General features: G+C 64.6%; 24 protein-coding genes, 1 tRNA gene and 1 pseudogene. 9 read left to right on the top strand and 17 right to left on the bottom strand.

Annotated elements, in window-relative coordinates; translation table 11 throughout:
* The first annotated feature begins 3 nt into the window (after nucleotides 1-3).
* Nucleotides 4-1,599: an acetolactate synthase large subunit gene (locus tag ACFQO4_RS05045; RefSeq protein WP_500259868.1), complete on the top strand. Its 1,596-nt coding sequence runs from the start codon at nucleotides 4-6 to the stop codon at nucleotides 1,597-1,599.
* A 36-nt stretch (nucleotides 1,600-1,635) separates the two neighbouring features.
* Here the strand turns inward: ACFQO4_RS05045 and ACFQO4_RS05040 are convergent, their stop codons facing one another.
* On the bottom strand, nucleotides 1,636-2,181 hold the full coding sequence (locus ACFQO4_RS05040) for an HIT family protein (RefSeq protein ID WP_500259867.1): 546 nt from the start codon (nucleotides 2,179-2,181) through the stop codon (nucleotides 1,636-1,638).
* A gap of 315 nt (nucleotides 2,182-2,496) precedes the next feature.
* Here ACFQO4_RS05040 and ACFQO4_RS05035 point away from each other — a divergent pair, with 315 nt between their 5' ends.
* The gene (locus ACFQO4_RS05035) at nucleotides 2,497-2,697 is read left to right on the top strand and encodes a DUF7835 family putative zinc beta-ribbon protein (protein ID WP_254159655.1); all 201 of its coding nucleotides are present in this window, start codon (nucleotides 2,497-2,499) and stop codon (nucleotides 2,695-2,697) included.
* A gap of 129 nt (nucleotides 2,698-2,826) precedes the next feature.
* On the opposite strand, the gene map is transcribed toward ACFQO4_RS05035, so the two are convergent.
* From map to ACFQO4_RS05015, 4 genes are all read right to left on the bottom strand, one after another.
* Nucleotides 2,827-3,729: a type II methionyl aminopeptidase gene (map, locus tag ACFQO4_RS05030; RefSeq protein WP_500259866.1), complete on the bottom strand. Its 903-nt coding sequence runs from the start codon at nucleotides 3,727-3,729 to the stop codon at nucleotides 2,827-2,829.
* 118 nt (nucleotides 3,730-3,847) lie between these two features.
* Nucleotides 3,848-4,060 (bottom strand): hypothetical protein, encoded by a 213-nt coding sequence (locus tag ACFQO4_RS05025; RefSeq protein WP_500259865.1) that lies wholly within the window; start codon nucleotides 4,058-4,060, stop codon nucleotides 3,848-3,850.
* A gap of 61 nt (nucleotides 4,061-4,121) precedes the next feature.
* Nucleotides 4,122-5,081, bottom strand: coding sequence for a DUF368 domain-containing protein (locus ACFQO4_RS05020; protein WP_500259864.1), 960 nt, complete (start codon nucleotides 5,079-5,081; stop codon nucleotides 4,122-4,124).
* 172 nt (nucleotides 5,082-5,253) lie between these two features.
* The gene (locus ACFQO4_RS05015; RefSeq protein WP_500259863.1) at nucleotides 5,254-7,776 is read right to left on the bottom strand and encodes a DEAD/DEAH box helicase; all 2,523 of its coding nucleotides are present in this window, start codon (nucleotides 7,774-7,776) and stop codon (nucleotides 5,254-5,256) included.
* A 143-nt stretch (nucleotides 7,777-7,919) separates the two neighbouring features.
* Here ACFQO4_RS05015 and ACFQO4_RS05010 point away from each other — a divergent pair, with 143 nt between their 5' ends.
* Entirely contained in the window at nucleotides 7,920-8,429 is a 510-nt protein-coding gene (locus ACFQO4_RS05010; protein ID WP_500260460.1) for a TspO/MBR family protein, read from the top strand.
* Between the two features lie 70 nt (nucleotides 8,430-8,499).
* Here the strand turns inward: ACFQO4_RS05010 and ACFQO4_RS05005 are convergent, their stop codons facing one another.
* From ACFQO4_RS05005 to ACFQO4_RS04990, 4 genes are all read right to left on the bottom strand, one after another.
* Entirely contained in the window at nucleotides 8,500-8,943 is a 444-nt protein-coding gene (locus ACFQO4_RS05005) for a hypothetical protein (protein WP_500259862.1), read from the bottom strand.
* Nucleotides 8,944-9,093: 150 nt separating this feature from the next.
* Entirely contained in the window at nucleotides 9,094-10,005 is a 912-nt protein-coding gene (gene larE, locus ACFQO4_RS05000) for an ATP-dependent sacrificial sulfur transferase LarE (RefSeq protein ID WP_500259861.1), read from the bottom strand.
* Nucleotides 10,006-10,644: 639 nt separating this feature from the next.
* Nucleotides 10,645-11,298 (bottom strand): DUF7095 family protein, encoded by a 654-nt coding sequence (locus tag ACFQO4_RS04995; protein WP_500259860.1) that lies wholly within the window; start codon nucleotides 11,296-11,298, stop codon nucleotides 10,645-10,647.
* 89 nt (nucleotides 11,299-11,387) lie between these two features.
* Nucleotides 11,388-11,855 (bottom strand): DUF4442 domain-containing protein, encoded by a 468-nt coding sequence (locus ACFQO4_RS04990; protein ID WP_500259859.1) that lies wholly within the window; start codon nucleotides 11,853-11,855, stop codon nucleotides 11,388-11,390.
* Nucleotides 11,856-11,986: 131 nt separating this feature from the next.
* Here ACFQO4_RS04990 and ACFQO4_RS04985 point away from each other — a divergent pair, with 131 nt between their 5' ends.
* Nucleotides 11,987-12,808 (top strand): alpha/beta fold hydrolase, encoded by an 822-nt coding sequence (locus tag ACFQO4_RS04985; protein ID WP_500259858.1) that lies wholly within the window; start codon nucleotides 11,987-11,989, stop codon nucleotides 12,806-12,808.
* 106 nt (nucleotides 12,809-12,914) lie between these two features.
* A complete protein-coding gene (gene ncsA, locus ACFQO4_RS04980; RefSeq protein ID WP_500259857.1) occupies nucleotides 12,915-13,883 on the top strand; it encodes a tRNA 2-thiolation protein NcsA in 969 nt (322 codons plus the stop codon).
* Nucleotides 13,884-14,182: 299 nt separating this feature from the next.
* On the opposite strand, the gene ftsZ is transcribed toward ncsA, so the two are convergent.
* The 3 genes from ftsZ to ACFQO4_RS04965 all read right to left on the bottom strand — a co-directional run bounded on the left by ftsZ (nucleotide 14,183) and on the right by ACFQO4_RS04965 (nucleotide 16,421).
* Nucleotides 14,183-15,409, bottom strand: a complete 1,227-nt coding sequence (ftsZ, locus tag ACFQO4_RS04975) for a cell division protein FtsZ (protein WP_500259856.1) — start codon at nucleotides 15,407-15,409, stop codon at nucleotides 14,183-14,185.
* 2 nt (nucleotides 15,410-15,411) lie between these two features.
* A complete protein-coding gene (gene cdrS, locus ACFQO4_RS04970; RefSeq protein ID WP_253433115.1) occupies nucleotides 15,412-15,591 on the bottom strand; it encodes a transcriptional regulator CdrS in 180 nt (59 codons plus the stop codon).
* 215 nt (nucleotides 15,592-15,806) lie between these two features.
* A complete protein-coding gene (locus tag ACFQO4_RS04965; protein WP_500259855.1) occupies nucleotides 15,807-16,421 on the bottom strand; it encodes a double zinc ribbon domain-containing protein in 615 nt (204 codons plus the stop codon).
* Between the two features lie 124 nt (nucleotides 16,422-16,545).
* Between ACFQO4_RS04965 and ACFQO4_RS04960 the strand changes: the two genes are divergently transcribed.
* Together ACFQO4_RS04960 and ACFQO4_RS04955 are read left to right on the top strand one after the other, a co-directional pair.
* Nucleotides 16,546-16,619: transfer RNA gene (locus ACFQO4_RS04960), tRNA-Tyr, on the top strand.
* Between the two features lie 174 nt (nucleotides 16,620-16,793).
* Nucleotides 16,794-16,915 (top strand): annotated as a pseudogene (locus ACFQO4_RS04955) (DUF7563 family protein); the annotation flags it as partial.
* A gap of 47 nt (nucleotides 16,916-16,962) precedes the next feature.
* Here the strand turns inward: ACFQO4_RS04955 and ACFQO4_RS04950 are convergent.
* The 3 genes from ACFQO4_RS04950 to ACFQO4_RS04940 form a co-directional block, all read right to left on the bottom strand.
* Nucleotides 16,963-18,150 carry a CapA family protein gene (locus tag ACFQO4_RS04950; protein ID WP_500259854.1) on the bottom strand — a complete coding sequence of 396 codons (1,188 nt, stop codon included), beginning with the start codon at nucleotides 18,148-18,150 and terminating at the stop codon, nucleotides 16,963-16,965.
* A 387-nt stretch (nucleotides 18,151-18,537) separates the two neighbouring features.
* Nucleotides 18,538-19,881, bottom strand: a complete 1,344-nt coding sequence (locus ACFQO4_RS04945; protein ID WP_500259853.1) for a PQQ-dependent sugar dehydrogenase — start codon at nucleotides 19,879-19,881, stop codon at nucleotides 18,538-18,540.
* 154 nt (nucleotides 19,882-20,035) lie between these two features.
* Nucleotides 20,036-20,701: an HAD family hydrolase gene (locus tag ACFQO4_RS04940; protein WP_500259852.1), complete on the bottom strand. Its 666-nt coding sequence runs from the start codon at nucleotides 20,699-20,701 to the stop codon at nucleotides 20,036-20,038.
* Nucleotides 20,702-20,827: 126 nt separating this feature from the next.
* Here ACFQO4_RS04940 and ACFQO4_RS04935 point away from each other — a divergent pair, with 126 nt between their 5' ends.
* The gene (locus ACFQO4_RS04935) at nucleotides 20,828-21,253 is read left to right on the top strand and encodes a DUF5789 family protein (RefSeq protein WP_500259851.1); all 426 of its coding nucleotides are present in this window, start codon (nucleotides 20,828-20,830) and stop codon (nucleotides 21,251-21,253) included.
* Nucleotides 21,254-21,408: 155 nt separating this feature from the next.
* Here the strand turns inward: ACFQO4_RS04935 and ACFQO4_RS04930 are convergent, their stop codons facing one another.
* Both ACFQO4_RS04930 and ACFQO4_RS04925 read right to left on the bottom strand, forming a co-directional pair.
* Entirely contained in the window at nucleotides 21,409-21,939 is a 531-nt protein-coding gene (locus tag ACFQO4_RS04930) for a DUF8050 family protein (RefSeq protein WP_500259850.1), read from the bottom strand.
* Nucleotides 21,940-21,956: 17 nt separating this feature from the next.
* Nucleotides 21,957-22,100, bottom strand: a complete 144-nt coding sequence (locus ACFQO4_RS04925; protein ID WP_500259849.1) for a hypothetical protein — start codon at nucleotides 22,098-22,100, stop codon at nucleotides 21,957-21,959.
* Here ACFQO4_RS04925 and pcp point away from each other — a divergent pair.
* Nucleotides 22,099-22,716, top strand: coding sequence for a pyroglutamyl-peptidase I (gene pcp, locus ACFQO4_RS04920; protein ID WP_500259848.1), 618 nt, complete (start codon nucleotides 22,099-22,101; stop codon nucleotides 22,714-22,716). The two genes, ACFQO4_RS04925 and pcp, sit on opposite strands and share 2 nt — an antisense overlap.
* The last annotated feature ends 55 nt before the right edge of the window (nucleotides 22,717-22,771 follow it).

Raw genomic sequence — 22,771 nt, 5'->3', positions numbered from 1 at the left:
CCCGTGTCTACTGCATCAAATCTGCTCGTCGCCTGCCTCGAGGAAGAGGGTGTCGAGCACGTCTTCGGCCTTCCCGGTGAAGAAATCGAGGACCTCCTGTTCTCGCTCCGGGAGTCGTCGATCACGTTCGTCCCGACCCGCCACGAACAGGGCGCGGCGTTTATGGCCGACGTACACGGTCGATTGACCGGCGAGGCGGGCGTCTGCCTGTCGACGCTCGGGCCCGGTGCGACCAACCTCGTCACCGGGGTCGCGGACGCTCACCTCGACAAGAGCCCGGTCGTCGCGATCACTGGCCAGGGCGGCCTGGAACGGCTCCACAAGGAGAGCCATCAGGCGCTCGAGGTGGTCGACATCTTCGAGCCGATCGTCAAGTGGAACGCTCAGCTGACTGCCCCGGAGATCGTCCCCGAATCTATCCGCAAGGCGTTCAAACTCGCCGAGTACGAGAAGCCGGGGGCGACCCACCTCGAGTTCCCCGAGGACGTCGCCGGTGAACCCATCGACGCCAGTCCGATCCCCCAGCACGATCAGGTGCGTCGACCCGACCCGGATACCGAATCGGCGGCACGAGCGGCCCGGACGATCGAGGCGGCCGAACGGCCGATCCTCCTCGCCGGTAACGGTGCGGTGCGGACCCGTGCATCCGACCGACTGCGTGCGTTCGTCGATCGCCTCGACATTCCAGTCGTCGCGACGTACATGGGGAAGGGAGCGATCTCCGACCGCGACCCAGCGTCGCTCCTGACGCTCGACTCCGGCCCGGACGAGGAGGCCGCCCGTGCCATCGAACTGGCCGACTGCGTCGTCGCCGTCGGGTACGACATCGCCGAACACGACCCGGCGGCGTGGAACCCCGACCTCGAGACGGCTGTCGTCCACGTCGATCACGAACCCGCGGAGGTGTACCGTCACTACAACCCCGAGGTGGAGATCGTCGCCGACGTCGGCGCGTCCCTCGAGGCAATCGGCGAGCACCTTTCTGCGAACGCCTGCTCGCTGTGGTGTGCCGACCGACACGACCGGATCATCGAGCACGTTTCCGCGGCGCCGGAGGCGGACGACCCCGTTACCGTCAGGAATGCACTCCCCCTGCTTCGCGAGGCGATGGCCGACGAAGACGTACTGGTCTCGGACGTGGGGAACCACAAGCTCGCGATTGCACAGAATTACCCGACCTACGAACCCAATACCTGCGTCATCTCCAACGGCTTGGCGAGCATGGGTATCGCCGTACCGGGCGCGCTCGCGGCCGATCTCGCCGTGGACGCGAACGTGGTCGCCGCGACTGGCGACGGCGGCTTCCTGATGAACGCGGCAGAGATCGAGACCGCGACGCGTCTCGGCTGTGGGTTCACCATCGTCGTGTTCACCGACGACGATTACGGACTCATCTCCGCACAACAGGTCGACCATCGGGGGGAGTCGACCGGTACGACGCTCTCCAACCCCGACTTTGTCACCTTTGCCGAGAGCTTCGGGATCGACGCCCGTCGCCCCGAGACGTGGGACGAGATCGAACTGGCGTTCGCGGAAGCGGTCCCCTCTGACGACCTGACCCTGATCGAGGTGCGTCTGGACGCGTCACGTCCGGACTGAGCAAGTAATCGTCGCCTGCGAAACCGCCCGAGGCGGCTACTCGACCGCAAATCGAACCGCACTCGAGTCGTCCGGATCCTGCGCGCCCTCCTGGGCGGCGAAGGCCTCGTGGACGAGGGCGTACGTCTCCTCGAGTGCCTCGACGATGACGGTGGTGTCGCTCAGGACGGGCATGAAGTTCGTGTCGCCCTGCCACCGCGGGACGACGTGGGTGTGCAGGTGGTCGCCGATCGAGCCGCCTGCGCCCTCTCCCAGGTTCAGCCCGGCGTTGAATCCATCCGGCTCGAGGGCGGTCTCGAGGGCGTCGAACGTGCGCTGTTTCAGGCGGGCGTGGTCGAGCAGTTCCTCGTCCGTGAGTTCGGTATAGTCGCCGGTGTGGCGGTGAGGGATCACCATGACGTGTCCGGGGTTGTACGGGGCGTTGTTCAGCAACACGAATGTGTGGTCGCTCCGGGCGACGAGACGGTTCTCTCGTTCGTCTTCCCACTCGGGAAGTTCACAGAAGACGCACTCCTCGACGTTCGGATTTTTCTCCTCGCGCCTGATCCACTCGATTCGCCACGGCGCAAAGATCCGGTCCATACGGGTTCCACTCGGGACGAACTGAAAGAGGTGTCGAGAGGCGGTGCGAACGGTCAGCGCTACGAGGTCAAACGGGCTCGATTCCGCTACTGTGGCGTGTTGGCCGTTCTCACGCCCTTTTATCGGTAATCCAAACTTACTTTTCTGCCACGAAATTCAAGAATTCGTGAAATAATCGATAAGCTATGAGTTTGAACGGTATAAAACGATCTCGGGGCCGCTTATGGGCTGTATAACCCCCTGCTTGCGATTTTCTCAACTCAGGATTCGAAATGAAACAGGGTTTTAATACTACTCTAACGGAAGAATTTCTCAATGGCAACGACTGACAGCTCATTTAACGGATTGACCGAATACTGCAAGGAGTGCGACCTGGACACGCTACACGAAGTCAACGTGCAGATCCGCACCGAGAGCCTGAAGAAAGAGAACGCGCAGTTCTCCCGCGAACCCTACCGCGTCACCGAGTGCCAGCGCTGTGGAACGCGCTCGAGCCAACGGATGAACAACGCCTAAACATTGGCGTCCGGTGACCCCCTGGTCCCCATTTCCTTTTCCCTCTCGTTGTGTTCTGCGTACGACCGCTTACCGGTCGGTCAACAGGCGGTTCGAGGCGAGTGTCTCGGGGCTTGACCCCGAGGCGGTTCACTGATCAGCCGTCGTGACCTCACACCCGCCTTCGGTGACGATGACGGTGTGTTCTTTCTGACTGACCAGACAGCCCTCGTCCTCCTTGAGCACGGGGTAACCGTGAATCACGTTCCGGCGTTTGAGCCGGCGAAGCGCCATCTCGGGGCGGTCGGTCTCGAGCCAACGGGTCGCAAACGGCAGGGTGCGGAACTCCTCGGTGATCTGTGCGAGCGCGTCTCGCGCCTGCCGGTTGCGAACCGACGCCTCCCGCTCGAGCGAGTAAATCTCCTCGCTCGAGCCCTCGGTCACCTTCCCGCCGCCGTCGGTCGCGAACGGTTCGATGGCGACGACGTCGCCCACCTCGAGCGTCGTCCCCTGGGAGACGGCCCGGTTGGGGATGTTGGGGCTGGTGTGTTGTTCCCAGTGGCCCAGGCCGTGGCCGGTGAGGTTGACCACGGGGTTGTAGCCGTAGCCGTCGATGACCTCCTCGATTTCGGCGCCGATGTCGCCGGTGTTCACGCCAGGTTCGACGAGGTCGAGGGCGGCCTCGAGGGCCTGCTCCGAGGCTTCCGCGAGCTCGGGGTTCCCGGAGAGGTCGACCGTGATGGCGGTGTCGGCGAGCCAGCCGTCGACGTGGACGCCGATGTCGAGGTTGATCATCTCCTCGCCGAAAGTCGACTCGTCGTCGATGGTCGGCGTGCGGTGGGCCGCCTCCTCGTCGATGGAGATGTTGACGGGAAACGCCGGCTGACCGCCGAGTTCCCTGATGCGGTCCTCGGCGTACTCGGCGACCTCGAGGTGGCTCACGCCGACTTCGACGCGGTCGGCGGCTTCTTGGCGGACCTGGGCGAGGATTTCCCCGGCTTCGCGATGCTTCTCGTACTGTTCGGCCTCGAGGTCGACCGCGCTGTCGCTCATGCCGTGTGCTTGTGCGGGTCGATAAAAAGAGATTGCGTCACGACTCGATGCGAGTCCGTCACCGATGGACTCGATTCCGATCTTGGCGTGCGCCGGTTACGTCCCTATCGACGGAACCCTAAGCCGGCGTTCGCCCGCCCCGGACCAGCTTGAGCACGCCCTGGGCGATCATCCCGAGCATCGTCCACTTCCAGGCGAGCGCCGCGAGGACGAGCAGCCCTGCTCCCCTGAGTCGGCGTCCGTTCTTGAACGCCCGTTTCGCCTCCGCGGCGACCGAGAGGACCGTCAGCGATCGAGCCGCTTTCGAGCCGAGGAGTCGTTTGAGTACCATACTCGGTATAGCCCTCGAAGGAGGTTACCTCGCGTGCCAGGATGTGCAAGCTATCGCGGGATCACTCCGGGTCGAAGCCGCCCACGAGTCGGTCGAGCGCGAAGAGGACGCCGGCACCGACGAGGGTCCAGACGGCGGCCAGGACGATCGTATCGGTCGTCCAGGTGTGCGTCTCGCCGATGTTGTGCAGCGGGGCGGGCGTCGAGCCGGCAATGAGGCTCACGAGGAAGAGGAGCGTCGTATTTCGGTGTCGGTCGAGCGCCGCCCGAACCACTCGAGCGACGGTCAAGAGCCCGATCAGCCCGCCGGCGACGAAGAGAGCGACCGTGGTCCCGGGGTCGAAGACGGCCTCGAGCGAGCCGTTCCCGAGGAGGTCGCCGATCGCCGAGAGGAACGCACTCAGCTCGCCCGAGAGGAAGACGTACTGGCCGAGCAGGATCAGGATGAGCGACCCGGAGACGCCCGGCAGGATCATCGCGCTGAGCGCGAGGGCGCCGGCGAGGACGACCGTGATCGCACCGCTCCCCGGCAACTCGAGGACGTTCGCCGCGATGAGTAACGCGAGCGATGCGCCCGCGATAGCCACGAGTACGTCCTTCCGCGTCCGAACCCGGAGTTCACGGTAGAGGACGATCGCGGACGCCCCGATGAGCCCCGTGAAAAACCCAAAGAGGGCGACGGGATGTGATTCCGCGAGCGACGACACCGCGCTGGCGATGAGCGCAACGGCGGTCACCGCGCCGATTCCGAGTGGGAGGAGGAAGCCGATGTCCATCTCGAGGAGCGCCTCCCTGGCCGAGTTGCGGTTTCCCGGACGAACGCCGTTGAGCACGGTCCAGATGCGACTCGGGGTGATCGACGTGATCGCCGCGATCAACCGACCGTAGAACCCGAGGAGGAGGGCGATCGTTCCGCCGGAGACGCCGGGGAGGGCGTCCGCCGTTCCCATGCAGAGCCCGTAGGCGTAGATTCGGAACATCGACAGACGCTCGACGAGGCGCTCGTCGACGCTATAGCCCACGCCGCGTCACCTCGAGGGCGCGTGGCGCTCGCCGGACGTTCGTCGCGGCTGACGATTCGCGGGGCCGATTGGCGTCCATTACACGTCCGTACCGCGGGGAGCCCCTAAAACGGTTCTACTCGCCACGGTTCCTGCGGGCTGCGATCGGCCACCACTCGGGCTTCGACGGCCGTCACTCGTTGGCGCCCAAACTCGCTGCGCTTCCGGTCCCCGTATACTCGCTCCCGATGACCTCGCGTAAGCGCTCGGCGGTCACCTCGCCGACCCCGTCGGCCTCCCGCAACTCGTCCTCGCTCGCGATCATCACCGCCTCGACGGTCCCGAAGGTCTCGAGCAGCGAGCGAGCGGTCACCGGACCGACGTCGGCGATCGAGGAGACGACGTACTCCTGTTGCTCGCTCAGGGTCTTTGCGCCCTTCTCCCCGTGGACGGACACCTCGCGGTTCGAGAGTTGTTGTTCGCGCTTGGCGATCGTCGCGAGCAACTCCGTCGTATCGTCCTCGCTCTCGCTCCGGAGTATGCTCGCGCCGAAGTCGACCGCCAGGCTCGAGAGCGCCCCGCGGATCGCGTTCGGGTGGACGTCGCGCTGTTCGTACAGGCCCTCGCCCTCGACGATCACGACGGGCCGGGAGTAGTGGCGGGCCATCGCGCCCACCTGCTCGAACACCGAGCGGTCGCCGCCGACCAGCGAGTCGACGAAGTCCGCGACCGACTTGCGCTCGACCACCACGCGATCCGAGCAGACGTAGTCGCCGACTTCGAGCGTCTCCAGACGGATTTCGATCTCCTCGCGCCTCGAGAGTTCGCGGGCGATGTTGGCGTCCATCTCGCGCTGGTCGGCGACGATTTCGACCGCATCGCCCTCGGCACTGGGTTCGTGGGTTTCGACCGTTGCGGCTTCCTCGTCGGTCGCGTCAGTCTCGCCGGTGCTGTCTTCGTCCTCCGTTTCGCCCTCGTCGCCCTCGTTGCTCCCGTCGCTCGAGTCGCCTACGTCGCCGACGAAATCCTGCAGTCCGGGCTGGCTGCTCCTTTCCTGACCTCTACCCGAGGTACCGCTCTCCGATGTGGGTTTTCCCCCGCTCGAGCCCACGGACGCCCCGCTCTCGAACGCCTCGAGTGACTGCTGGGCGTCGTCGAGTTCGGCCTCGAGGTCGCTGGCCATCCCCTTGAGTTCGCGGAGTTCGCTCTCCATCTCCTTCTCGCGACGCCTCGAGATCCAGAAGTACGCCTCGTCGCGGGTGTCCTCGGCCATCAGGACGACGACGCGTCCCTCCGCCTGGCGCCCGGTTCGACCCTTGCGCTGAATCGACCTGATTGCGGTCGGGACGGGTTCGTAAAAGAGCACGAGGTCGACCTCGGGGACGTCCAGTCCCTCCTCGGCGACCGACGTCGAGACGAGAACCTCGAACTCGCCTGCCCGGAAGTCGTCCAGGACCTCCTGTTGTTGCTTCTGGGTCATTCCGTCGCTGCCCTCGCGGTCGCCCTGGCCGACGAAGCGCTTCGCGTCGAAACTCGTGTTCAGGAACTCGGTCAGCGCCTCGGCCGTGTCCCTGGATTCGGTGAAGACGATGACGCGCTCGCCGCCCTCGAGCCCCAGCGTTTCGGCCAGGAGCATCCGCGTCTTGCGGTATTTGGGGTGGAGTTCGTCGAAGGACTCCGCCCGGCGCATCGCTTCCCGGACTCGGGGATCGCTCACCAGCCGCTGGCTCGCCTTCGAGGCTCCCGAACTGCGGGCCTGGTTGCGCTGGCGCTCGAAGTATCGCCGCAGCGCCTCGACGCTCTGGGTCTCGACGAGGGTGACGGCCTGGCGGAGTTTCATCACCTCCGCGTGGACGGACATGCCCTTGAACCCCTCCGACTGGTCGTTGTTGATCAGTTTCTGTAACTCCGCGCGCATCCGGTTGAGGTCCTTCTGGGACTGATCGGGCTGGGTCGACCTGGCGACCCCCAGTTCTTTGAGCTTCTCGAGGCGTTCCGTGATCACCTCGTTCAGGGCGTCCCTGATCTCGATGACGTCGTCGGGCAGCTGGATGCGCTCCCACTCGACCTCGGTGTCGTGGGTAAACTCCGCGACGTCGGCGTCGTCCTCGGTCATCACTTCGACCTCCCGAAGCCCGAGGTTTGCACACACCTCGAGGATGGCCTCTTCGTCGCCGCCGGGGGAGGCGCTCATTCCCGTGACGAGCGGGTCCGTGGCGTCGGCGTGGTAGCGCTCGGCGATGTAGTTGTAGGCGTAGTCGCCGGTGGCGCGGTGACACTCGTCGAAGGTGCAGTGCGTCACGTCCGCGAGGGAGATGCGAGAGCCCACGAGGTCGTTCTCGATCACCTGCGGCGTCGCCATGATCACGGTCGAGTCGTCCCACAGCGCCGCACGGTCGTCCGGGCTCACGTCGCCGGTGAAGACGACGATTTCCTCGTCGGGGATCTGAAGGGCCTCGCGATAGAAGTCGGCGTGTTGCTGGACGAGGGGTTTCGTCGGCGCGAGCATCAGGGACTTGCCACCGACCTCGTCGAGACGTCGGGCGGTCACCAGCAGGCTCACCGTCGTCTTCCCCAGCCCCGTCGGGAGACAGACGAGCGTGTGATCGTTCGCCGCAGTGCCGGCGAGTTTCAGCTGATAGAGACGCCGCTCGAGGAAGTCCGACTCGAGCAGCGGGTGGTCGATGGAGGGCGTTCCCTCGTCCGTCGCGGCCATTGACGCGAATTCGAGGCGGGATCGGTTAAGGGTTCTCGTACCGCGGTGAAAGTGAACGAGGAGATTCCTGACTCGCTCTTTATCGACGCACCTCTTCTAACTGTCTGGCGGGCGTGTGATCAGGTATGGATGAAACGGGAACGATGGAGGGCACCCATCGCAGCGGAATCTCCCTCCGATCGCTCTCGCGGGGCGACGTCCTCGAGGCCCTGGCGTTCGTGATCGGCGTCAACGTCCTCGGCGGGCTCCCCGCGGTTCTCGGCGGCCCCGACAGCGCCTGGTTCCGTAGCCTTGAGAAACCCGCCTACTACCCGCCCGAAATCGCGTTCCCGGTCGTCTGGACGCTCCTCTTCACCCTGATGGGGCTCGCCCTGTGGCTGGTGTGGCGGTCCTCGAGGGACGGCCGACGGCTGGCTCTCGGACTGTTCGCCGTCCAGCTGGCGTTCAACGTCGCCTGGACGCCGGTGTTCTTCCGGCTCGAGGAGGTCGCGGCAGCACTCGTCGTCATCGTCGCCCTCTGGGTTCTCCTCGTCGCGACCATCGCTGCGTTCCGACGGGTCAACCGGCGAGCGGCCGCGTTGCTGGTTCCGTACCTCGCCTGGGTGACGTTCGCTGCCCTCCTGAACTACGGTATCTGGCGGTTGAACGCTTGAGATAGTTGAAGCTAAAGAAAACCGGAGTGCGCTCTCTCGTCTCCAGTCTGACCGGCCATTCGCCGTCGAGTCAGTTCTGGGTTCCCCTCCCGTCCACGTCGACGGGCGCGTCGTGAGCCTCGGACGCCCGCACTCGATCGGTGGCGTACGCGAGCGCGCGTTCGAACGTCGTCGGACCATCGTACGCCGTCTCGAAGAGCGACATGAACCGACGGGCGAGTTCGTCACACCGGGGGAAGCGAAAGACGTAACGAATCGTCCGCGAGGTGGACTCGAGGCCCGCGTCGGCGGGATCGTCGGTTGACTCGAGTTCCGGATAGGTGGTCGTGGTGATCGCGTACCCCGGCCGGTCGTCCCCGTCGATCGAGGCGGGAGCGACTCGGACCCGCAGGTCTCCCGATTCGTGGCGGTACGTGACGTAGGCCATCTCGCGGTCGCTCGTCGCTGCCGTGTACCGTCTGTGGGTCTCGACGCGCCAGCCCACTGGCGGGTCCTCGAGTTCCTGTTCGGTCATCGTCCACTGAAACGACGGGAACTACCACGTCCGTATCGACTCGAGCAATATTACCGGACTAACGTCCTATATTCCGACGTATGTCTGGTACTACTGGCGTAAACGGTGAAATTTGTGTACGTCTGTCCGGGAGTAACGTGTCGGTTTGGACTATCGGTCGTTCGCCCGCGGATACTCCGCCGCGAACACGTCCTCCACCAGCGGTTCGCCGTCGGCGGCGTTCGCCGCGGCGTCGGGTTCCGCCGGTCTGTCCGCGGCAGGACTCACACTCCCCGTCCGGTAGCCGTGGAGGTCGAGGGTGACGTGATCGAACCCGAGCTCGAGCAGCGGGTCGCGGATCGACTCGACGAACGCCGAGTCGAGGGCGTCCTCGAGTTCGTCCGGATCGATTTCGATGCGGGCGAGGCCGTCGTGGTCGCGCACGCGAAAGCCCTCGAATCCCCACTGGCGGACCAGCGCCTCGGCGCGCTCGATGCGCGAGAGGCGGTCCTCGGTGACTGACAGCCCCGTCGGGATTCGCGAGGAGAGACAGGCCATCGACGGCTTGTCGGCCACGGAGAGGCCGTAGGCGTCGGCCAGTTCCCTGACCGCCGACTTCGAGAGGTCGTGCGCGAGCAACGGCGAGTGTACTTCGAGTTCCTCGACGGCACGCAGGCCGGGTCGGTGGCCAGCGCCGGGGTCGTCCGCGTTGGTTCCGTCACAGACCGTCTCGATGCCGAGTTCGCGGGCCTTCTCGAGCATCTTCCCCAGGCGCATCGTTCGACAGTGGTAACACCGGTCCTCGTCGTTCGCGACGAAGGCGTCACTGTCGAGTTCGGAGAACTCGACGACCTCGTGGCGGATACCGATTTCGTCGGCGACGCGTTTCGCGTCCTCGAGTTCCGATTCGGGGAGGGTCTCGCTCTTTGCCGTACAGGCGACCGCGTCCTCGCCGAGGGCCTCGTGAGCGAGGGCCGCGACCGTACTCGAGTCGACGCCGCCGGAGAAGGCGACGAGGACGCCGTCGTGGGTTTCGAGTTCGTCGACGGCGGCCGCGCGTTTTGCCTCGAGGTCGAGGGTCATAGCTCTCGTTTGGCCTCGAGGGGCAAAAACGCGTTGTCACCGATGCGGGTTCGTTTTTCGAGTCCAGAGGGTTTGACCCCGCTGGTCAGTAGCGGAGAGGTAACTCGCATGGAACACCACCGGTATACTTACAATCGATAGATGATAAGTTCAGTTTCGAGATGGGGCTCCTTGACAGGCTGGGGAGTGGCAAAGTAAAATGGCGATGTGAAAGTTGTGGACGGATACATAACTCAAATCCTGAAAAGTGTGAGGGCTGTGAACACACAGTTTTAATCCAACATCGGCCTTCGTCTACGGAGTCTCTCGCTTCTAGTAATACGAAAAAGTCGATGAGCGGACAGTGGTATTGCACAAAATGCGGTCACGTTCACGATCGAAAGCCGTTCACCTGTGATGAGTGTAACGCTTCCACGATATCGCCTTATCAGGACCCGACAGAGGTCGATGTTGCTCGGCCGACATCAGGTGGAAACGGGTGGTGGCTTGTTCTGCTAGTGCTTCTTTTGGCTACTCTGGCACTCTCCTTTTATTACCTGTTTTAGCTCGATTAGGGCCAGTTGTAGGCATCTTGTGCAAGTGCTACTGGTTATCAGCTACAAATAGAAAATCGAAACCAGTGGGTCGATAAATTCACCCTTACAACACGTCGCCGCGAACTGTTGCCCCCGCCTGTTCGTCGCGCCAGGCGTGGACCGCCTCCGCGGCCTCCTGGGCCTCAGCGTCGTCCATCCCGAGCATCTCGAGCGCGCCCGACAGCGTGGGAAACGCCAGTTCACTGTTTCGCACCTTCTCGAGGGCGTCGTCACTGCGAACTCCGTCGGACCAGAGACAGACGCCCCGCGGGTCGAGTAACTGCGTGTAGTCCTCGCGCAAACGCGCGCCGCGCAGGCGCTGGGTCACGTTGTCCTCGAACCGGGCGTTGCAGACCTCGAGGTGGACCGGTTCGTCGTCGGCGAGCAACTGCGCGGCGAGGCACTTCTCGGGGGCCGCGTGGCCGTTCGCGTTGGCCCGGAGGTACTCGGGATGGGCGCGGGCCCACTCGGCTCGAACCGACTTGCCGACGCCCTTGACGCCGTGGCTCTCCTCGAACTCGGCTTCCGCCTCGGGTTCGTCGCGCATCAGGATGTCCTTCGTCAGGTAGACGTCCAGGCGGTCGACGGGGTCGAGCCCGAGCGCGAGGTCGCCGTAGACCCACACCTCGCGGACGGGGACCGGCAGTGGTTCCGAGTCGACGGTCTCGAGGATCGCCTCCACCCTGTCGACGGCGTCGTCCCGGCTGAATCCGCTCATGGCTCGAGGTTGGGGCGAGTCGGGCAAAACGGTTTTCCTCGACCTGTGCCGATCAGCGAACTCGCTCGATCGCCTCCGCAAACGCCGGTTTACGCACGCTTCGACTCGTCAGTCCCGACGTATACCTCCTTCTCGGCTCTCGCGTGGCGGGTGCCGTCCGCGGCAACGATGTCGACCGCGTAGGTCCGGGTCGTGGAGGACTCGGTCTCGAGGATCGACTCGATTTCCTCGAGTTCCGCGTCCGAGAGCCGAAACCTGGCGTACAGCGTCTCTTTGGCCGGCTTCTCGAACTCGATCGTCGCGCCTTTGTCCCAGACGACGTAGGAGTCCTCGAGTGCCTGGATGAGCATCATCGCGTAAATCGGATCGATGGCAGCGTAGATGCTCCCGCCGAAGGTCGTCCCGAAGACGTTCTTCGTCCGCCAACTACGCGGGATCGAGACGCGAACCTCTTGCCAGTCACTCGCGATGTATCGAACCCGGCCGCCGGCGAGTCGGTAGGCCGGAAAGAGGTTGAAGCGATAGCGCGCGAGTTTCGTCCGAAGGGATTCGGGCATTGCGTACGTCGTCCATCTCGAAGGGGCGACGTAGCGGCTTCGATCCTGGCGTGTGGACGGCTGGCTTCCACCCCGAGTCCAGCGACGGACAGCGTATGCTTTTGTCACTTCCCGACGAATGGACAGCCGAGATGCGCCATCGAATCTTCAACGACGAGGGCGAGGAGGACCTCGTCTTCGTTATGGGCTTCGGGAATCGCTGGACTCACGAGAACGTCAGCTGGCTCGTCGGGACGCTCGCCAACGCCGGCTACCGCGTCCACGCGTTCGAACTCCCGACGAACATCGACGACTTCAAAGCCGACTGGCTCGAGCCCGTCGCCGAGTACGTCGTCGACCTCGAGGACTATCAACTGTTGGCTCACAGCGCGGGCTCGCTCGTCGCCCAGGCGCTCGACGGCGCGGACAACCACGTCTACCTGAGTCCGTGGTGGGGGTACAACGAGCGGGTTCCCAACCCGGTCCTCGACCTCCTTTCCCAGATTCCGACGAGCGCGCCGTTCCTTCCGCGCGGCGAGACCGACCGGTCGGCCATCGGCGACCTCGCGACGGACCACCAGCTCGCGACCAGCCCGAAGTGGGTCTCGCCGTCGTTCGTCCGGGAGACGCGCCGCGCTCAGGGGGACTTACTGGCGATCGACCACGACGCCGTCGTCTTCTGTTCGCTCAAAGATCCCATCATCGACCACCAGCCCATCGGCGAGCGGGTACCGCCCGAACACGTGGTCCTCTACGACGGTGGCCACGAACTGTTCTCCTCGAGCGTCCGCGACCAGTACGTCGGCCTCCTGCTGACCGCGCTCGAGGGTGGGGCCGACGCGATCGAAGCGGCCCACGGGATCTACACGCTCGAGGCGTCGGACGACCGTGGCGACGCCGTCGACGCCGACGCTGGTGGCGATTCCGGTGCTGGCGCCGATGACAAGGCCGACGCCGTCGACGCGACCAACTAGACGTTGCAACTGTCGAGAAGCGACCGGTTATAGCCGGCGAGGAGCGATCACCCGCCGCCAGTGCGGAGCGAAACGCGTTTCCCCCCGAACCCGCTACCTCGAGTCGATGAACTGCAACCGGTGTGACGCCGAGGCGGTGATGCACGCCGCCTACTCGGGGGCGCACCTCTGTGAAGACCACTTCCTCGAGTCCGTCGACAAGCGGGTCCGGCGACGGATTCGTCGCGACGACCTGGTCCCGCGAGACGCCAGTCCCGAGAACCCCCAGACGTGGGTAATCGGCCTCTCAGGCGGGAAGGACAGCGTCGTCCTGACCCAGATCCTCTCGGAGACCTTCGCCGAGGACCCCCGGATCGAACTCGTCTGTCTCACGATCCACGAGGGCATCGAGGGCTACCGCGACGAGAGCTTGGCGGCCTGCCTCGAGTTGACCGAGGACCTCGACATCCGTCACGAGGTGGTGAGTTACGAAGAGGAGTTCGACGTCCGAATGGATCGCGTCGTCGAGGACGATCCCGAGAACATGGCTGCCTGCGCCTACTGCGGCGTCTTCCGGCGCGACCTCCTCGAGAAGTACGCCGACCGCTTCGGTGCTGACCTGATGCTCACCGGCCACAACCTCGACGACGAGGCCCAGACGGCCCTGATGAACTTCCTCGAGGGCGACGTCTCCCAGATCGCCAAGCACTTCGACGCGAGCCTCGGCCCGCTCGACGAACGCCGGGACCAGGACAACTTCGTCCCCCGGGCCAAACCACTTCGGGACGTCCCCGAGAAGGAAGTCGCTCTCTACGCCCACCTCCGGGACCTGCCCGCCCACATCACCGAGTGTCCCCACTCGAGCGAGGCCTACCGCGGCGAGATCCAGCAACTCCTCTACGGCCTCGAGGAAAATCACCCCGGAACGCGCCACTCCATCCTCTCGGGCTACGAGGAACTCGCCGGCATCGTCGCGGATCGCTATGACGAAGACGGCGACGACGCCGACCTTCAGGCGTGTACCGAGTGCGGGTCGACGACGACACGGGAGGTCTGTCGGAAGTGCTCGCTGCTCGAATCGATCCACGCCGTTTGAGTTCTCTCGAGCAAACTTTCGGCGTATTACGTTGTCGAGATTGCTGTTCTACTATCGTTCGAAACGGCTCGAGAGCGGCCAGCGGTGCTCGCGGGTCGCCTGCCGTTAGACAGTGTCACGTCGAGCGTCGTCACTCGAGGGCGTGAAAGCGTCGGTCGGCCAAAGTGGTGTGTCTGGTGTGGTGTCCTGCGGCGGCGGTGTGTCAGGGCCGCCGCAGGCGGCCGACCGATGGTGTGTCGTCGTGATTGCAATGTCGTTTCGCCTGTTCGAGGCGAACAGTCCAACAACCGGACGCCGCGTTACCGGATGACGTCGACGCCGTTGTTCCGCTCGAGCTGGTCGCGCCCGCCGTCGCTCTGGGCGCCGAAGCCCGAGTTACGTCCGCTCGGTTGCTGACTCTGGCCGCGACCGTGCTGGGACTGCGAGACGTTCTGGCTCGCGTCGAAGTCCGCCTCGGTCACGCCCTCGAGGCTGGCGCGGGATTTGTCGGCCTGTTTCTGCGTACTCGGGCCGAGCACCTGCGCGCTCTGGACGCCGGTCATGATCGCCATGACCCGCACCTTGCCCTTGTAGCTCTCCTGGATCCGGGCGCCCCAGATCACGTTCGCCGAGGCCTCGAGGCGCTCGGTGATGTTGTCGGCGATCCCTTCGGCCTCCTTCAGCGTGAGGTCGGGGCCGCCGGTGATGTGGACCAGTCCGCCGGAGGCGCCGCGGTAGTCGACGTCCAACAGCGGATGGTTCATCGCGTCGCGGACGACCTCCTCGGTCTTGTTCTTGTCCTGGGTCTCCCCCACGAGCATCACCGCGACGCCGCCCTGGTTCATGATCGTAGACATGTCCGCGTAGTCCAGGTTGATCAGGCTCGGCTGGGTGATCGTCTCGGAGATGCCCTTGACGGTCTCGGCGATGATCTGGTCCATCACCGAGAACGCCTTACCGATCGGCAGATTCGGGACGTAGTCGAGCAGCCGGTTGTTGTCCAGCACGATGATCGAGTCGGCCTGCTCGCGCAGCTTCTCGAGGCCTTCCTCGGCTTTGACCGTGCGGGCGCGTTCGACGTTGAACGGCGTCGAGACCATCCCGACGACGATGGCGCCTTGCTCTTTGGCGATCTTCGAGGCGACGGGGGCGGCACCGGTGCCGGTACCGCCACCCATGCCGGCCGTGACGAAGACGAGGTCCGCGTCTCCGAGGACCTCCTTGATCGTGCCCTGGGCCATCTCGGTGGCACGCTCGCCCATCGAGGGGTCGCCGCCGGCGCCCAGTCCGTTCGTGAGCGACTTGCCCACGAGGATCTTGGTGTCGGCTTCGATCATCTTCAGGTGCTGCTTGTCGGTGTTGATCGCGATCGTCTCCGCGCCTTCGACACCGATGTTGTACAGCCGGTTGATCGTGTTGTTGCCGGCTCCACCGCACCCGATGATGACGATTCGGGGCTCCCCGAACTCGTCGTCATCGAGGGAGCCGTCCATGTTCTTGGCCTCTTCTTCGGCGTTCTCGAGGGCGTCTTGCACGATGTCCTGCATCGTTACACCTTCGCCCAGCCGCGTTTACCCGGCTGTTCGTGGCGACCCTCGTACTGGTCGTTGATCATCTCTCGTACGGCCGAACGGATAGCTTCACTCCGGTTTGGAAACTCCCCCGTTTCGACCAGCTGTTCGACTTCTTCGATCTGCTGTTTCGGTATTCGCAGTGTCACACGCTCCATTATTGTATTCCCCGTATTGGGTAAGACGGTGCGCGCCCCTGTCAGACGCGGCGTGTCTTACACGTCGAATCGACCGACTGCGGCCGATTCCCGGGTGGCATCCACCCGCTGTAAGACAACCGTCTTACGCGACTGTAGCCAACAGGCTGGTAGGTATTAAAACTATCGGCGTCCGTGACCGTCTGTGTCTTACGACGGAATCGTTTGTATGACAGTCACGACTGATTCGACTCGAGCACGTCCGCTGCGGGCGTTCGACGCCCGCAGCTCGGGCAGAACGCCCAGTCCGATCGTACCTCGTCCCCACAGTCACAGAAGACGCGGTGGGTCGCCTTCTCGCCGCAGTTGGGACAGAAGACGTGTTCGGACTCGAGTCCCGTTCCACACTGGCCACAGGCGTGTGCGCCTCGAGCGGAACGGTCATCGACCGAACGCGCCGGATGGTCTCGCGTCGAACCGTTTGAGGCGCTCGAGTGGTCGGCCGCGCGCGTTTCGTCAGCCGGAGTGGCAGTGGATTCGGTCTCGCGTGCGCGCGCCGCTTCGACACCCTCGAGCGCGATGGAGACGTTGACATCCTGGCCGCTCGATGAGTGACGAGCGGACAATCGCTGCTCGAGCAGGGAGTCGATCCGTTCCTCGAGTAAGGCGTCGAGGCTGTCGTCCGGAGCGTCGGCGCGAGCGTCGTCGGTCGGACGGGCGTCGACACCGTCTGTCGGCTGCTCGTCCAGGTACGCTCGGAGTGCCTCGCGCATGACCTCGCTCTTCGAGGCATCGAAGGCCTCGAGTTCGGCGACGAGGTCGTCGTCTGCGCGGAACGTGATCTTGCCCATGGTCGATTCAGTTACCGACCATATTATAACTCATCCTATATGAAACTTCCCACGCGTCCGACGGGTGTAACACACGGTGCGAATAATAACCCTTATACCGCCTTCGTCTGCTACGTATGAGTGACCGCTCTTAGCTCAGCCTGGTAGAGCAGTCGACTGTAGATCGACTTGCCCCCCGTTCAAATCGGGGAGAGCGGACCTTCCTTCCGGTCGTTTCGTAGTCAGTACGGCTCTGCCGTTTACGCGAACCACAGCGCACCTGCTTCCGGATTAGTTATCTCGCAATCAGGCGAAAACGTGGAGTGGAACTTACATCCGTCGCGGCTCCGGTCACTTCCTGCGATAGTAGTGTGAAAACGGGAGGTGGTCCCTTTGGCAGTGAGCGACTGGGGCCTCGAGATCGACTCCACCTGGTTCCACTGCGAGCCCACGTCACCGACCGCTTCGGGCGTGTGTTCGGCGATGGTCGGGACCGCGCTCACCGCCACGGAGAGTCGGCAGATCGCAGACAGTGCTGAGCCGTCACTGACTCGCGACCGATTCAAAGTTGAACGACGAGGCCGTCACCATCCCGTTCGTACGTCGTCTCGAACGGGTCTGAGCGTTCCCGCATCGTCTCCCGGAGCCAGGCCGCCTCGTCCTCGCTGGCTCGAGAAACGCCGTCGTCTATGTGGAACGGAGTGAGCCGTATCTCCTCGAGGTCGTCGTCTTTGATCGTAATCTCGAAGAGGTAACTCTTGTCGTTGCCCAGATCGCCCTTGATCCCGAAGTCGTCGACGAGATCGCCGGTATCGTGGAGGACGACGCCGTCGTTGTACCGCTCGACGGCCTGGACGACGTGTGCACTGTGTCCGTGAACGATATCCACACCCTGATCGACGAGCCAGTGACTGAACGCGACGAGTTGATCACTGGGGTGTTCGACCCAATTTCCGCCCCAGTGGATCGACGCGACGACCAAGTCCGGGTCTGCTGATCGTGCACGTTCGATCGCGTTTCCGACGACTCGCTGCGTTTCCGGATTATCGGCATCCGTCTTCGCCCAGGCGATTCCGGGCCGGTCGTCGGTAACGGCGTGCCCCTGATATTGATCCGAGAACGAAATGGCAGCGACGTCGACGTCACCGACAGAAAATATGGCCGGTTCGTGCGCTGCTGCGGGCGTCTCGCCGGTACCCGCGTTCTCGATTCCTTCCTCCTCGAGCACGTCTATCGTATCGATCAGGGCCACGGTTCCGAAATCCATCGCGTGATTGTTGGCCAATGCCGTGAACTGCACGTTTCCGACGCTGAGTGCAGGGACGGCCCACTCGGGATTGCCCCGAAAGTAATACGGCAGGCCGGGGTACCGTTCACCGCGCTGTGAGAGGCAGCACTCGAGGTTACAGAAAACGCCGTCGAGAGACTGGAGCCTGGGTCGGAAGTCGCCCCAGATGCTTGCCGGGTCGACGTCTTCCTGGCCGTAGATCTGGTTGAGGCTCCGTCCGACCATCGTGTCGCCAGCGAACCCGATCGTCGTTTCGGGGGGCTCACGACTGTCGGTCGATGACGTGTCGTTATCGTCGGTCGTGGTCGTATTATTCGCCGCACTCGTATTGTCGGCCGTATCCCTCCCTCTGGCCGCCGTTGGAGGATCGGACGAATCGGGGTTCTCATTCCCGTTTCTGACGCACCCCCCGACCGCCACGGAGCCCACAGCGGCGAGGAACGCCCGTCGTTTCCTACTCATCGGTGTGATACGTCCGGACTGTTCTTTCGTCGTTCGATGTGACAGAGGAGGGTGTGCTCGAGTTGGAGCGAGGCGAGAGTGGCCGAGCCGTATTCCAGTTTTGCCTCTGGGCCGATCGCTTCCCACCTGGCGTGCCTATCCGCGTTCTGTCCGCTGAGTTATCGCCAGCGGTCATTGGTTTCTTCCATTTCTCGCCCTCATGCTATCCGGTGAAGACTACAGACAGATTCTTATTAGTATCTGTTAGTGAATCGTCAGTAATCGGATACTCGCCGATTCGACGGAGACGTTCGACGGCGGATCGGCGATCGCAGAGAGGAAATCGGAATTGTCGGTTCAAAGACCGATGAAACCGACGTTATAGGGGATTTCAGCCCTTGTGAACGGTCAGGACGGCCGAAGCTGCACGATCGCGTCGTCGCGCTCGAGGGGAAACGGCTCGTCGGCCGCCCCGTCGCGGTTCGAGGTTCCGAGGAGGACGCTGCCGTCCGGAGCCTGCGTGACGGCGCGGATTCGTCCGAACTCGTTCTCGAGGAGGTGGTGGGCGGTTACGGTGTAGGCGTCGTCGAGCCACGACGCGTCGAACCGCTGTGCGGCGTCGTCCCGAGGCGAATCCTCAGGGTCCGCGTCGGACGACCGGAGTGAGAGGACGGCGAGGGATTGACGTTGCAGCGTCCCGACCAGGAGGCAATCGCGCCAGGCGGGGATGGCCTCGCCGGTGTACCGAATACACGCGCTGGGGGCCCAGGTGTCGTCCGGCCCGGTGTTGACGAGCGGCGGTGCGACGTCCTCGCGGGCGTCGTAGGACTCGTACTCGGGGTCGTCGGGACCGCCCTGGACGTCCGGCCAGCCGTAGTTCGCACCGGGTCGGAGGACGGTCACCTCGTCGCGGCCGTCCGGCCCGTGGTCGACGCAAACGGGCGTGTCGTCGGCGAGCCAGGCGATTCCCTGCGGATTGCGGTGACCGTAGGAGAACACCCGGGGGTCGGCGCCGTCGATGTCGGGATTGTCCGGCACGGGCTCGCCGTCCGGGGTGAGCCTGAGAACCGTTCCCCCGAGGCTCCCGGGGTCCTGCGCGGGCGTTTTGTCGGCGGTCCCGGCCGTGATCCAGAGCGCTCCGTCGGGCCCGAACGCGAGCTCGCCGCCGATCGTGTGGTCCCCGGCGATGCCCTCGAGGAGCACCTCGTGAGTCGCCTCCGGATCGTCCGATTTGGCGTCGAACCGCCCGACCCGATTCGCTCCGCCCACGTTGTAATACAGGTAGACGTACGCGGGATCCGGATACGACGGGTGGATGGCGATTCCCTGAATCGACTCGCCCGGCCACTCCTGACGCCGCTCGTCGGGAACGTCGCCTGCCCGTATCGGATCGTCGGCTGCCTCGAGCAGCGTCTCCGCGTCCAGGCGCAGCAATCGTCCCGCGCGTTCGGAGACGAAGATCTCGCCGGTGGGCGTAAACGCGACCTCCCAGGGGACCTCGAGGCCGACGAGCAACGGCGTGGGGTCGACGTCGGCCACGAGCGGTGATTCGGGTGATTCACCGTCGGAATCGTTCGAGGGTCCGGTTTCGACGGTTTCGTCTCCATCGCGCTCTCGCTCCCCACCTCCATCTCCGTCCGGTTGTAATTCGCTGTCGCTGTCGGGCATCGAACAACCGGCGAGCGCGGCGCTCGCGGCCACAGTCGCGGTGAGCAGGTGGCGACGGGAGGGCCGATTGGGCCAATTAGGCATTTCGTGACCGTTCGGTCTCGAGATAAATAGCTCCGGTGAGAGCGAAGGCGAGTGCGAGGGTAAGGGTGAGGGTGTCACAACCTCGAGGACGAGTCCCGACGGGTGACCACGAGCGGACGCACTGGGTTGCCCGGCGAACCCCGAACTCGACCGCCTACCGGACGATCTGCGGAATCTCGCCCAGCCCCGCCACCTCGTAGGTCGCGCCCTCCGAAAGTTCGACGTCCCGACAGTGGTCTCGTCGAACGAACACCGAGTCCATTCCCGCCCGGTGGGCGGCGAGCACGTCGCTCTCGCTATCCCCCACGTACAGCGCACGGCTGGCCTCGACATCGAGGTCGGCCAGCGCCCGCTCGAGGTAGTGTCCGTTCGGCTTCTGCAACGCCAGGCTCTCGAGGGTCTTCTCCCGGCCGTAATACGTCTCGAACAGGTGCTCGATGTCGAAGTACTCGAGGACGAACTCGATCGTAGTGTGGTGGTTGTTGCTGACGATTCCACAGGGTTGATCGAGTGTCTCGACCGCCTCGATGTCCTCGTACGGCCCGCGCGTTCCGTCCCTGAACCGGCGAAACTGGGATCGTTCGTCGTGATCCTCCCAGGCCGTCCAGAACGGCTCCGGCTCGAGGCCGTACCGGCGACAGAGTTCCCGGACTCGCTCGGCGGGGACGCCGTCGCAGAGTTCGTCGACGACCGCCCGGTCGACGGTCTCGACGCCCATCGCTTCGAACGCGGCGGTCGTCGCCTCTGCCTGGACGTCGTCAGTCGGCGGGCTCACGAGCACGCCGTCGCTGTCGAAAATGACCGCGTCGTACGCTGTCACTCGCGAACGTGTTTGCCGTAATCACCTGATCGTTTCGGTCTCCGGAGACGCGCGATTCGATGCCAAACGGCCACCCCCGCAGTCGCCAGCCAACTGCTTTTTCCGCCGCTCGTGGTAGGCTGGACCATGAGCGACCAGCCACCAGATGCCGACTCGAGTACGGGTTCCGGCCAGCGTGATCCTGACCCTGAACGCGTCCAGGAGCGCGCGCGAGAGCGTCAGTCGTCCCGAGCCGAATCGACCGAGGACGTCCTCGAGACCGTCGAAACGCACCTCGGCGACCTCGAGTATCCCGTCTCGAGCGAGGAAATCGCGGCCGAGTACGGCAGCGAACCGATCGACCTGCCCAACGAGACCGAGACGATGGGGAGCGTTCTCGATCGGCTGGCCGGCGAGACCTACGACACGCCGGAGGAGGCCCGCGAGGCGATCTTCGGCCAGCTGACCGGCGAGGCGGGCGGGCGAACCGAGGCGAACCCGGAGCGCGACCTCGAGTCGCTGGACGAGGCGGAACAGGGATCGGCGAGCGAGAGCGGGGGCAGTAGTCTCTGATCGGTCGAGTAGCGCCCGTCGCCCCCACTGTCTCGTTCATACCGTCTCGTCCACTGGAAGCCGCGACGCCGCCGTCCACCGTCATCCATCCATTTCGAGTGTTTCGAGTCGACGAGCGTCGCGGCTCCCGAGCCGGCCACCGTCTCCGGACGTGTCTACTCGTCTCCTCGCGGCGTCCTCGAGAGCCACAGCCAGCCAGCGATTAGCGGGGCGTGGACCGTCGCGAGCGGGTAGGCGGTTCGATTGGGGTCGACTCCGAACCCAGCGGCCAGTCCGACGGCGGCGACACCGGCGAGCGCGATTAGACCGGCCGTGACTCGCCGGTCGGCGGGAAAGCCGACGGCTCGAGCGCCGGCCCAGCAGAGCGCGAGCGCGTAGGCGAGACTCCCGAGCGGCCAGTAGCGGAGGAACGAGGGCGTCGGCCCCGGCTGATCGAGAAACGTCGGCAGGAGGGTGACGTGCCCGGTCTCGAGGACGACCGTTCCCCAGGGAAAGAGCAGCGTCGTCCCGCTGGTTTGGATGACGACCCAGGGAACGACGCCGAGGGACATCAGGGCGAGCCAGCGGACGATTCGGTCGCGGTGATTCCGGCCATCCGTCTCCGATTCGGGACTCGTGTTGTCGGCCGCCTCGTCTGACACGTTCGCCTCGTGCGACTCGTCGGCGGGGGCCACGTTATCGGCCACCTCTGCCACCCGCCCGTTTAGAACGACCGTGCGCCCGCCGTTTCCCGCCGCTCGTGATCGTTCGTCCTGGCACGCTCGAGCGTCCGTGACGCGGCGAAAAAAGCGTGACGCCCGCTCTCGACCGGAGAACTCATCACCGCGTGCCCGAACGAGTGGCGCATGTCGACGATTCTCGTGACGGGCTACGAACCGTTCGGCGAGTTCGAAACGAATCCGGCGCACCAACTGGCCACAGCGCTCGACGGCACTCGAGTGGCAGGGGCGTCCGTCGTCGGGCGCGAACTCCCAGTGGCCTTCGACCGGGCGCGTCCCGCGCTCGTCGAACACCTCGAGCGTCACGACCCGACGCTGGTCGTCTCACTCGGCCTGGCTGCCGGCAGACCTGCGCTCTCGCTCGAGCGCGTGGGGATCAACCTCCGCGACACTGCGGGGACGCCGGACAACGACGACCGCTCGGTCACGGACGATCCGGTCGACGCCGAGGGCCCGGACGCGTACTTCTCGACGCTCCCGGTTCGCGAGATACAAACGGCCATGCGCGAAGCGGGCGTTCCGACGACGTTGTCGACGTCAGCGGGCACCCACCTCTGCAATGATATTCTGTACGCGACGCGCCGGTACGTCGAGACGAACGACCTCGAGACCCGGTCGGGGTTCGTCCACGTCCCGTTGAGTCACGAGCAGGCAGCCACCCGCGAGACCACGCAGCCGAGCATGGCGCTCGAGACGATGCGACGCGGACTCGAGGTCGGCATCGAGACGGCACTCGAGGAGTGAACCGCACCAGTTGTGGGGCATTTGATATAGCGACTAAGCGTATATCTGCGCTCCA

Origin of the sequence: Saliphagus sp. GCM10025334 (assembly GCF_042663485.1) — an archaeon.
In the GTDB taxonomy this organism is placed as follows: Archaea; Halobacteriota; Halobacteria; order Halobacteriales; family Natrialbaceae; genus Natronosalvus.
Note: the sequence above shows the minus strand (reverse complement) of the source record. Positions and strands in the feature narration are given on the sequence as shown.